The organism is Kitasatospora sp. NPDC059088 (assembly GCF_042738155.1).
Classification (GTDB): Bacteria; Actinomycetota; Actinomycetes; order Streptomycetales; family Streptomycetaceae; genus Kitasatospora.
Map to the genome: position 1 here is coordinate 1 of NZ_JBHYGR010000230.1, position 4,241 is coordinate 4,241.

General features: G+C 74.0%; 4 protein-coding genes. 3 read left to right on the top strand and 1 reads right to left on the bottom strand.

What is annotated here, in order from left to right; translation table 11 throughout:
• Positions 1–122: 122 nt before the first annotated feature.
• Entirely contained in the window at positions 123–1,067 is a 945-nt protein-coding gene (locus ACFWXO_RS44190; protein ID WP_380532637.1) for a hypothetical protein, read from the bottom strand.
• A gap of 273 nt (positions 1,068–1,340) precedes the next feature.
• On the opposite strand from ACFWXO_RS44190, the gene ACFWXO_RS44195 reads away from it, so the two are divergent.
• From ACFWXO_RS44195 to ACFWXO_RS44205, 3 genes are all read left to right on the top strand, one after another.
• On the top strand, positions 1,341–2,597 hold the full coding sequence (locus tag ACFWXO_RS44195; protein ID WP_380532639.1) for an RNA-guided endonuclease InsQ/TnpB family protein: 1,257 nt from the start codon (positions 1,341–1,343) through the stop codon (positions 2,595–2,597).
• A gap of 87 nt (positions 2,598–2,684) precedes the next feature.
• Positions 2,685–2,966: a hypothetical protein gene (locus tag ACFWXO_RS44200; RefSeq protein ID WP_380532642.1), complete on the top strand. Its 282-nt coding sequence runs from the start codon at positions 2,685–2,687 to the stop codon at positions 2,964–2,966.
• Between the two features lie 55 nt (positions 2,967–3,021).
• Entirely contained in the window at positions 3,022–4,125 is a 1,104-nt protein-coding gene (locus ACFWXO_RS44205) for an NADH:flavin oxidoreductase/NADH oxidase (protein WP_375897118.1), read from the top strand.
• Positions 4,126–4,241 lie beyond the last annotated feature (116 nt).

A 4,241-nucleotide genomic window follows, 5' to 3' on the forward strand; every position in this document is an offset into this window, starting at 1 on the left:
ACCCCACCTGTGTGTGCGGTGTCTCGAGCTGTCTTTCTCACCCCCACCGGGGGGGCGGGCCCCCCCCCCCCCGGGGCCGCCCCCCCGCCCGCGCCCCCCCCGGGCCCCCCCGCCGTCGCTCCTCACCATGGCTCGTCCGCCGTGTCGGCGACGCCGTTCAGGCGGTCGAGCGCGGCCCGCAGGACCCGCCGGTCGAGGTAGCCCGGGTAGCGGGGGTGGGGCGGGAGGGGGTCGTCGCGTTCGACTCCCGGGGGCAGGCCGCCGGTGGCGGGCGCGAGTTCGCGTTCGTCGCGGAAGGCGAGGGCGGCCCAGAACTCGGCGGCCAGCGGCACGGCGGCCACGCCGGGGGGTGGGGGCCAGCACTCGCCGGTGCGGGGGTGGCGCGGGACGACGGCGAGGTCGGGCAGGCGGTGGGGCAGCGGTCGGCCCGGTCCGGCCAGGGCCGCGCGCAGGGCGGGGCGGGCCGGTCCGGCCGCCGGGGGCGGCAGTTGGGCGAGGAGGGGGCGGAAGGCCTGGGCGAGCGGGCCGGTGGCGAGGTCCAGGGGCGCGCCGTCGGCGGCGTGGACCAGGTGGGCCAGGGTCACGGCGGCCTCCACGTCCCAGCGGATGCTCCGGTTGCCGTCGCCGTCCGACGGGTCGGTGGCGCACCACCGGTCGGTGACGGTGTGCCAGTCGGCGATCGGGGCGTCGGGGCCGGCCGGGACGGGGCGCACCGCGGAGGGTTCCAGCCAGGTGGCCTGCCACAGCGAGCAGTCGTCGATCCTGGTGGCGACCTTGCGTCCGCAGCCGGCGCAGGTGACGTTGGGGCCGTAGCGGCCGTCGATGCCGCAGCAGGCGCCGAGTTCGCGGCGCTGGACGAGGGCGGTGCCGTGGGCGTCGCCGGGGGCGATGACGGTCGGGCGGGGCCCGCGGGCCGGGTCACCGTCGACGGCGTAGGTGCCCGGGTCCATCAGGACGGGCATGGCCACGCCGTTGCCGAAGGGCAGCCCGGCGTAGACCGGGTAGGGGACCCGCGTCAGCGGCCCGGTCAGCGCGGTGCCGCACGCCCTGCACTCGAAGACCTCCACGCCCGCCCGTTCCCCCTTCGTCCGCCCCGCCGACGGGCGAGTATCTCCACCCTGGCGGGCCGGCGCCAGCGGATTTCCGGGGCCCGGATCTGACGGCTTGTCAAGTTCGTACCGGAGCCGTCCGACCGGCAGTAGCCTCGGCCTCTGCGACGACGCAACGATGCTCCGAGGGCGGCGGTGGTCGAAGGAAGGTCAGAGGCGGTGCCCGCCTGGGCGCACCGCCCAGCTGGCGGCCGCGTCTGACTGTCAGTGCCTGCCGGTAGGTTGATTCTCGTGCATCTCAGGTACTCCTTTCGTATCTATCCGACGGCGGGTCAGCGGCAGCTGCTGGCACGTACGTTCGGGTGTGCGCGGGTGGTGTACAACGATGCGCTCGCCCTGCGGAGGGCCGCATGGAAGGCGGACAGGTCGAGGATTGCGACCGGTGCTCTGGCCAAGGCGGTGATCACGGAGGCGAAGAGGACGGATGCCCGGTCGTGGCTGGGGTCGGTGTCGGTGGACGCGTTGCAGTCGTCCCTGCGCGATCTGGACACGGCCTACCGGAACTTCTTCGACTCGGTGTCTGGTAAGCGGCAGGGACGCCCGGTGGGGCTGCCGGTGTTCAAGTCGCGCAAGGACAGCCGGCAGTCGCTGCGGTTCTCCCGCAACGGATTCCGGTTGCGGGGCAACGGGAAGCTGAACCTGGCGAAGATCGGTGACGTGCGGGTGAAGTGGTCGCGGCCGCTGCCTGCTGATCCGTCGTCGGTGACGGTCGTGCTGGATGCGGCCGGGAGGTACCACGCGAGTTTCGTCGTGGACGTGGAACCCGAGTACCTGCCCGAGGTCGATGCCGAGGTCGGCATCGACCTCGGGCTGACCACCTACGCCGTCCTCTCCGACGGCAGCGTGATCGACAACCCCCGCTTTCTCCGCAAGGCCGAGAAGAAGCTCAAGGCCGCACAGCGGGAGCTGTCCCGCAAGGCCAAGGGGTCGAAGAACCGGGCCAAGGCCCGCCGCAAGGTCGCCAGGGCGCACGCCAAGGTCGCCGACACCCGCAAGGACTGGCTGCACCAGCAGACCACCAGGATCATCCGCGAGAACCAAGCGGTGCACCTGGAGGACCTGAACGTGCGCGGCCTCGCCCGAGGCCGCCTGGCCAAGTCCGTCCACGACGCCGGATGGGCCACCTTCCGGCGCCTGCTCAAGGAGAAGGCGGCCCGGTACGGACGTCATGTCGGCATCGCGCCCCGCACGTTCCCGTCGTCCCAGCTGTGCTCGGCGTGCGGACACCGCGACGGACCCAAACCCCTGCACATCCGGGCGTGGGCCTGTGGCGCATGCGGCATGCTCCATGACCGTGACCTCAACGCCGCTCGGAACATCCTGGCCGCCGGGCAGGCGGACAGGCTAAACGCCTGCGGAGGACCGATGAGACCCGGCGTGGCGATCCCACGCCAGGCACGGCCCGCTGAAACAGGAACCCACCGGAACGCCGACCGCACCGGGCGCAAGCCCCGTGCCCCAGGCGCGGCCGGAATCCCCGCGCTTTAGCGCGGGGAGGATGTCAAGTTCGCCGCGTTCCGGTTCGAGGACGAGGACGGCCCCGGCCGCTCGCGGCGGCTGGCGGACTTCCACCGGATGCTGGGCGCGGTCGGCCTGGCCTTCACCGCCCTCGGCGCGGACCCGACGGCCCCGGGCGCGCCGGCCGCGGGCACGACGGCGCCGGACACGACGGCACCGGGCGGCGGCGTGTTCGAACACGACGGCCTGGCCCACGCGGTGGCCGTGCTGCGCTGCTGGGACCTGACCCTGCGCGGCGCCGACCGGGCGCGGGCGCTCGAACTGGCCGAGTCTGAGGCCCCCGGGCAGGCGGCCGCCGTTGAAAGTATCGTCCTGTGCAACTATTGTTTGGACATATAAAGCGCATCAGCAAGCGCCTGTGTCCTGGCGCTGCCGTTCCCACCGGGAGTCCGACATGAGCACCACCCTCTTCACCCCGTACACGCTGCGGGAGCTGACCGTTCCCAACCGGGTCTGGATGCCGCCGATGTGCCAGTACAGCGCCGCACCGGCCGGAGAGGCCGCCGGGGCCCCCACGGACTGGCACTACACCCACCAGGCGGCGCGGGCCGCCGGCGGCACCGGGCTGATCATCACGGAGGCCACGGCGGTCAGCCCCGAGGGGCGGATCAGCCCGTACGACCTCGGGCTGTGGAACGACACCCAGGTCGAGGCGTTCCGCCGGATCACCGACTTCCTCAAGGCGCAGGGCACCGTCCCGGCCGTCCAGCTCGGGCACGCCGGGCGCAAGGCCTCCACCGAGCGGACCTGGGTGGACCGCGGACGCGCCCTGAGCCCCGACGAGGAGCACGGCTGGACCCCGGTCGCCCCCAGCGCGCTGCCCTTCTCGCCCGAGCACACCACCCCCGAGGAGCTGACGGTCGATCAGATCGCCGAGATCGTCGGCCAGTTCGCCGACGCCGCGCGGCGCGCCCTGGCGGCGGGCTTCCAGGTCGTCGAGGTCCACGGCGCCCACGGCTACCTGATCCACCAGTTCCTCTCCCCCGAGACCAACCGCCGCACCGACGCCTACGGCGGCTCCTTCGAGGGCCGCATCCGCTTCGCGCTGGAGGTCGTCGACGCGGTGCGCGAGGTGTGGCCCCAGGAGCTGCCGCTGTTCTTCCGCGTCTCGGCCACCGACTGGCTCACCGAGAACCCGCAGGACGGCCGCGAGGGCTGGACCTCGCAGGACACCGTCCGCCTGGCCAAGGAGCTCCAGGCGCACGGCGTGGACCTGCTGGACGTCTCCACCGGCGGCCTGGTGCCCGACGCCGCGATCGAGGCCGGCCCCGGCTACCAGGTGCCCTTCGCCGAGGCGGTGCGCGACCAGGTCGGCCTGCCGGTGGCCACCGTCGGCCTGATCACCGAGCCGGCCCAGGCCCAGGAGATCCTGGCCGCCGGGCGCGCCGACGCCGTCCTGCTCGGCCGCGAGCTGCTGCGCAACCCCTCCTGGGCCCGCCGCGCGGCCGGCGAGCTGGGCGGCGAGGTGCACACCCCCGTCCAGTACCACCGCTCCTGAGAACGCGCTGCGGCCGCCGGGGGGCCGCCCGGGGGGGGGGGGGGGGGGCGGGGGGTGGGGGGGGGGGGCAGTTGCCAGAGAGTGATGGGGTGGGGGGGGGCGGGCGCGTCGGCGGC